The organism is Paenibacillus sp. E194, from assembly GCF_000935845.1.
In the GTDB taxonomy this organism is placed as follows: domain Bacteria; phylum Bacillota; class Bacilli; order Paenibacillales; family Paenibacillaceae; genus Paenibacillus_B; species Paenibacillus_B alvei_B.
Map to the genome: position 1 here is coordinate 1 of NZ_JMDX01000344.1, position 4,899 is coordinate 4,899.

General features: G+C 45.9%; 5 protein-coding genes. 1 reads left to right on the forward strand and 4 read right to left on the reverse strand.

Annotation, left to right across the window (positions count from 1 at the left end; translation table 11 throughout):
• Window position 1 precedes the first annotated feature (1 nt).
• Window positions 2–226 carry a trp RNA-binding attenuation protein MtrB gene (mtrB, locus tag AZ66_RS26975; RefSeq protein ID WP_021254694.1) on the reverse strand — a complete coding sequence of 75 codons (225 nt, stop codon included), beginning with the start codon at window positions 224–226 and terminating at the stop codon, window positions 2–4.
• Window positions 227–339: 113 nt separating this feature from the next.
• Here mtrB and AZ66_RS31685 point away from each other — a divergent pair, with 113 nt between their 5' ends.
• Window positions 340–513: a hypothetical protein gene (locus tag AZ66_RS31685; RefSeq protein ID WP_156160102.1), complete on the forward strand. Its 174-nt coding sequence runs from the start codon at window positions 340–342 to the stop codon at window positions 511–513.
• Window positions 514–595: 82 nt separating this feature from the next.
• On the opposite strand, the gene AZ66_RS26980 is transcribed toward AZ66_RS31685, so the two are convergent.
• The 3 genes from AZ66_RS26980 to spoIVA all read right to left on the reverse strand — a co-directional run bounded on the left by AZ66_RS26980 (window position 596) and on the right by spoIVA (window position 4,404).
• Complete coding sequence (locus AZ66_RS26980) at window positions 596–868, reverse strand: HU family DNA-binding protein (protein ID WP_021254695.1); 273 nt, start codon at window positions 866–868, stop codon at window positions 596–598.
• A 204-nt stretch (window positions 869–1,072) separates the two neighbouring features.
• Complete coding sequence (locus tag AZ66_RS26985; protein WP_021259210.1) at window positions 1,073–2,707, reverse strand: sugar ABC transporter ATP-binding protein; 1,635 nt, start codon at window positions 2,705–2,707, stop codon at window positions 1,073–1,075.
• Between the two features lie 218 nt (window positions 2,708–2,925).
• Complete coding sequence (spoIVA, locus tag AZ66_RS26990; protein ID WP_021259211.1) at window positions 2,926–4,404, reverse strand: stage IV sporulation protein A; 1,479 nt, start codon at window positions 4,402–4,404, stop codon at window positions 2,926–2,928.
• Between the last annotated feature and the right edge of the window lie 495 nt (window positions 4,405–4,899).

Here is a 4,899-nt window from a genome sequence, read left to right on the forward strand (position 1 = left end):
CCTATTCGTCTGTATCGGTATGAATTACACCGTGTTTTGTCATAACAACTGCTTTGCCGCGAATTTTAATTGCGGACGTATGATCCGTGAACTGGGCGACAAGCACTTCATTCTTGTCCAGCTTCTCCGTATGATGAAACTTCGTATCTGTTCCGCGTGTCAGACCGATCACTTGAACTCCCTGATCTTTGGCCTTTATTACGATAAAGTCATTTTGTGTTTCCAACTGCTTGACCTCCTTGCATATGTATTGGCTTCCTTGCAGCGTCAACCATGTGAATCATCATTCTTCGGGCATACTACTAGTGTAGCACGTTTCATCTAAAAGGAGCTAATGCGATGCACCCAGCACATTTACAATCCAACCAGCTACAGCTGCTTCAGCAGTGGGAAGAGCAATTAAGTCAAGTAAGTGGTCAGCGTATTGTACTGGTCGCCTACAGCGGCAGTACACAGAGCAGTAGAGCAGCTACGAGTAATCTAGAGCATCCTACTCCACAACTTCCCCTCTGAAAAGGAGCAGAAGCCGCGACATTCATGTCGCGGCTTCTGCCTCACTTGCGTTCCCCTATTAGACAAAAGTATGTAAGTTCACTTATTTGATACCATCTTTAAGTGCTTTGCCTGGTTTGAACGCAGGGATTTTGCTTGCAGGAATTTCAATCTCCTCGCCCGTTTGCGGGTTGCGGCCTTTGCGTGCGGAACGTTCGCGCACTTCAAAGTTACCGAAGCCTACCAATTGGACTTTGTCGCCGTTCTGAAGTGCAGTCGAAATCGCTTCGAATACAGCATCAACTACTTTCGTCACATCTTTCTTCGACAATTCCGTAGCCTCTGCCACTTCAGTTACCAATTCAGATTTATTCATTCTGTTCACCTCCTGATTCAAGTATGCATCGTTATCCATTTTCTTCACTGTTTCTCTAGAATTTATACCTTATCATCAGCAAAACAGTTCAATACGATATCCAATCTGCTTCCAAATGGGTTCACAGAACAAATTTATAGTAATATACCGTTGTTACAAATGCAAGTAGGGACTAAAGAACAACGATAAGCTTATATGTTTCCCCTACTGTTTATCTGATATTCCCTTCACTCTATCTTCAACATCTCTCAGCCTGCCACCAGCTGAAGCATAGAACAATAACTGCTCTTCCGATGCCTCTCCTCGCTCAAATAGCCGCACCATTTCCCCGTCATACATAACAACAATGCGGTCGCCAACCATTGATGCTTCATACATGTCGCTAGTGAAGTAAATGATTCCTCTTCCTTCCTCTGACAATTGTCCAATGATGCGGAAAATCTCATTTTTCGCACCGACATCGATCCCATTCGTAGGTTCATCTAAGACAAATACATGCGCATCAGTGCCAAGCCATTTCCCTATGGCAACCTTCTGCTGGTTGCCTCCACTTAAATATCTCACTTTCTGCTTTACAGAAGCAGTCTTTATATTAAGCTGCCCGATCACGCGCTCTGCTGACAGCCGCTCTCGCGTGGTTGATACGAAACCCGCTGTGCAGTACTTTGGCAATGTAGAGATACATAAATTGCTCTGTACCGACTCATCCATAAATAAGCTATATTTGCGTCGTTCCTCGGGAACAAGCACGATGCCCGCACGAATCGCATCACGAATAGAACGCGGCTGAAGCACTTCTCCATTCAACGTTATCTCTCCGCCATCGCACAGCTCGGCCCCTCCAAGAATCCGAGCCAGCTTCGTCTTCCCAGCTCCTATCAGCCCCACAAATACAAGAATTTCCCCGCGTCTCAATTCGAAGTTTACATTTTTGAGCTTCTGGCCGCAAGAGATTCCCTTCACAGTAAGCAGAACCTCTTCACGAACAGAGGAATGTACACCGGGTTCTTCTTCTATAGTTTTATCCAGCATATATTGAATTGCTTCCTTGGGGCAAATGTCAGAGATTAGCGAACTGTGAACCAATTCACCGTCACGCAAGATAGAGATACGATCACAATGATGAAACACTTCAGCCAGACGATGAGTAATAAATAGAACGATAACTCCTTGATCTCGAAGTGTATGCATAATCGTAAATAACCGCTCTGACTCCTCAAAGCTAAGGGATGCAGTTGGTTCGTCAAATATGACAATCTTAGCTTCATTCAATAATATTCGCGATATAAGCACCATCTGCTTCTCCGCTAATGTGCACTCCTCCATACGCAGCGAAGGCGAGATCGACAGGCCGATAGCATCCATGATTCCCTCAGCCCTCTTCTTCAGATGCGCAGGGCGAATCCAGCAAGAACTTCTCCCCATGCTAAAATCATCCATCATAATATTCTCTGCTACTGTAAGCTTGGGAATAAGTGCGACATCTACCTCTTGATATACACAATGAATTCCCTGTTTCTTCGCATCAGCAGGTGAATGAATCGATAACTGTTCGCTTCCTAACTGGATGACTCCGACATCGGATCGGCATGCGCCTGACAATATATTCATCAACGTACTCTTCCCCGCTCCATTAGAGCCAACAAGAGCGTGAATTTCTCCGCTAGATGCAGTAAAGTTGACTTGCTTCAGAACAGATAGCCCGTTATACGATTTTGTAATTCCAAGCATGTACAAATTTGAATCCGCTTCAAATTGACAATCGCCTGCCGCATCCGTATCGGAGACATGCGCGGAACGTAAGTTTGATACTCCTTGCGTTTTCCATACGCTGCTCATCTCTATCCCGCCTCTTGACTTTACTGATCCATTCGATTTTCCACGACGAATAAATCCCACTTTTTACCGTTACCGGCATTATTCTTAAATATACCCGCTTCCTTCGAGTCTGTAAATTGATTTAGCAATAAAAGATCGATGAATTTTTACAGGAACAACAAAAAGCCTAAGTGGCTAATCCATTTTGGAATAGCCACTTAGGCTTCCTTGCAATCCAATTACAATATGATGGCGATTAATCCACCTGAGCCTTCGTTGATGATCCGACCCAATGTCTCTTGAAGCTTGTAGCGTGCATTGTCTGGCATCATGGCGATTTTGCCTTGTATGCCTTCGCGAACGATGGAATGCAGTGATCTACCGAAAATATCAGATTCCCAAATCTTCGTTGGATCGTTTTCAAAGTCCTGCATCAAGTAGCGCATCAGCTCTTCGCTCTGCTTCTCCGTTCCGATAATCGGAGCGAATTCCGATTCAACATCGACGCGAATCATATGAATGGAAGGAGCCGTTGCTTTGAGCCGTACCCCGAAGCGTGAGCCTTGTCTAATCAGCTCAGGTTCATCGAGAGCCATTTCGTTCAAGGTAGGCGCTGCAATGCCATAGCCAGTTGTCTTCACCATTTCAAGCGCATCCGCAAATCGGTCATATTCCCGCTTCGCATGTGAGAATTCCTGCATCAACTGAAGCAAGTGATCCTTGCCTCGTATTTCTACCCCGACCACTTCCATCAGAATTTGGTCGTACAATTCGTCCGGCGCGTACAAATCAATCTCAGCAACGCCTTGCCCCATGTCCATGCCGCTCAAACCAGCTCGGGCAATAAAGTCATACTCCATAAATTGCTGCACAACACGATCAACATCCCGCAGACGTCTAATATCTTTGACTGTATCACGTACTGACGACTCATAGCTGGAGCGCAGCCAATGAGTGTCGTTCAGAACCATTACCCAGCTCGGAAGATTCACGTTGACTTCATGTACTGGGAATTCATACAGAACTTCACGAAGAACGCCCATTACATCTTCTTCGCCCATCGTCGCTGCACTGAGCGCCATTACTGGGATGTCATATTTAATCTGCAGCTCATTGCGGAGTGCAATCGTCTCATCACTGCGAGGCTTCGTCGAGTTAATAATCAGTACGAATGGCTTGCCGACTTCCTTCAACTCTTGAATGACGCGCTCCTCGGATTCGATATACGAGCTTCGAGGAATCTCAGCAATCGTACCATCAGTCGTCACAACAACGCCCAATGTGGAGTGCTCTTGAATGACTTTGCGTGTCCCGATTTCGGCCGCTTCCTGGAATGGAATCGGCTCTTCGAACCACGGCGTATTAATCATGCGCGGGCCATTCTCATCTTCGTAGCCTTTGGCTCCGGTTACTGCATAGCCAACACAATCCACTAGACGAACGTTAACATCCAAGCCTTCCGCTACTTTAATTTGAACTGCATTATTCGGAACGAATTTGGGTTCAGTCGTCATAATGGTCTTACCTGCTGCGCTTTGCGGCAATTCGTCAACTGCGCGAATGCGGTCGGATTCATTCGTGATATTAGGCAATACGACCGTTTCCATAAATCGTTTGATGAACGTCGATTTCCCTGTGCGGACCGCACCGACGACCCCGAGGTAAATATCCCCGCCGGTACGCTCGGCTATGTCCTTAAAAATGTCCACTTTCTCCAATTGATATCCCCTCCTCAAATTTTTCCGACGGACTACGAGACAACGTTCGCCTCTCGCCCTTCAGAAACGATTGGCACCGTTGCTAGGATTGAGCTGTTGCCGTTGTCGCCAGTGTTCGCCGCCGAGATTTCACGTCGTACAAGGGCATTTCGACGCAACTCGTACATGCTTTTGGACTAGTAACATCTTATTTGCTAGACGGCATAAATATGCCCCTCACACAAAACATTTTTCGTAAATGATTCAGTTCTAGTAGATAGTGATGCTCATCCGTGAGTGACCCCCCACTTGGGCACGAACGTAAAAGGTCGTATCAACAAACGCCTTCCAAATCAGATATATGAAGTTAGAAATGAAGTATGACATTATCTTGCATATCGATGAGTAAATCGTCTTTTCTATTTCTGTACCAGCCTGTCATCCATGTCCTCATGCAAAAAAAGCCAAGCCGAACATTGAAGTGCACTGAAGTGCACCCCTTATAGTAGACATTGG

Excerpts from the sequence above, each read along its gene's own strand:
- AZ66_RS26980 (WP_021254695.1), bottom strand. The coding sequence starts at position 868 with ATGAATAAATCTGAATTGGTAACTGAAGTGGCAGAGGCTACGGAATTG.
- AZ66_RS26985 (WP_021259210.1), bottom strand. The coding sequence starts at position 2,707 with ATGAGCAGCGTATGGAAAACGCAAGGAGTATCAAACTTACGTTCCGCG.
- AZ66_RS31685 (WP_156160102.1), top strand. The coding sequence starts at position 340 with ATGCACCCAGCACATTTACAATCCAACCAGCTACAGCTGCTTCAGCAG.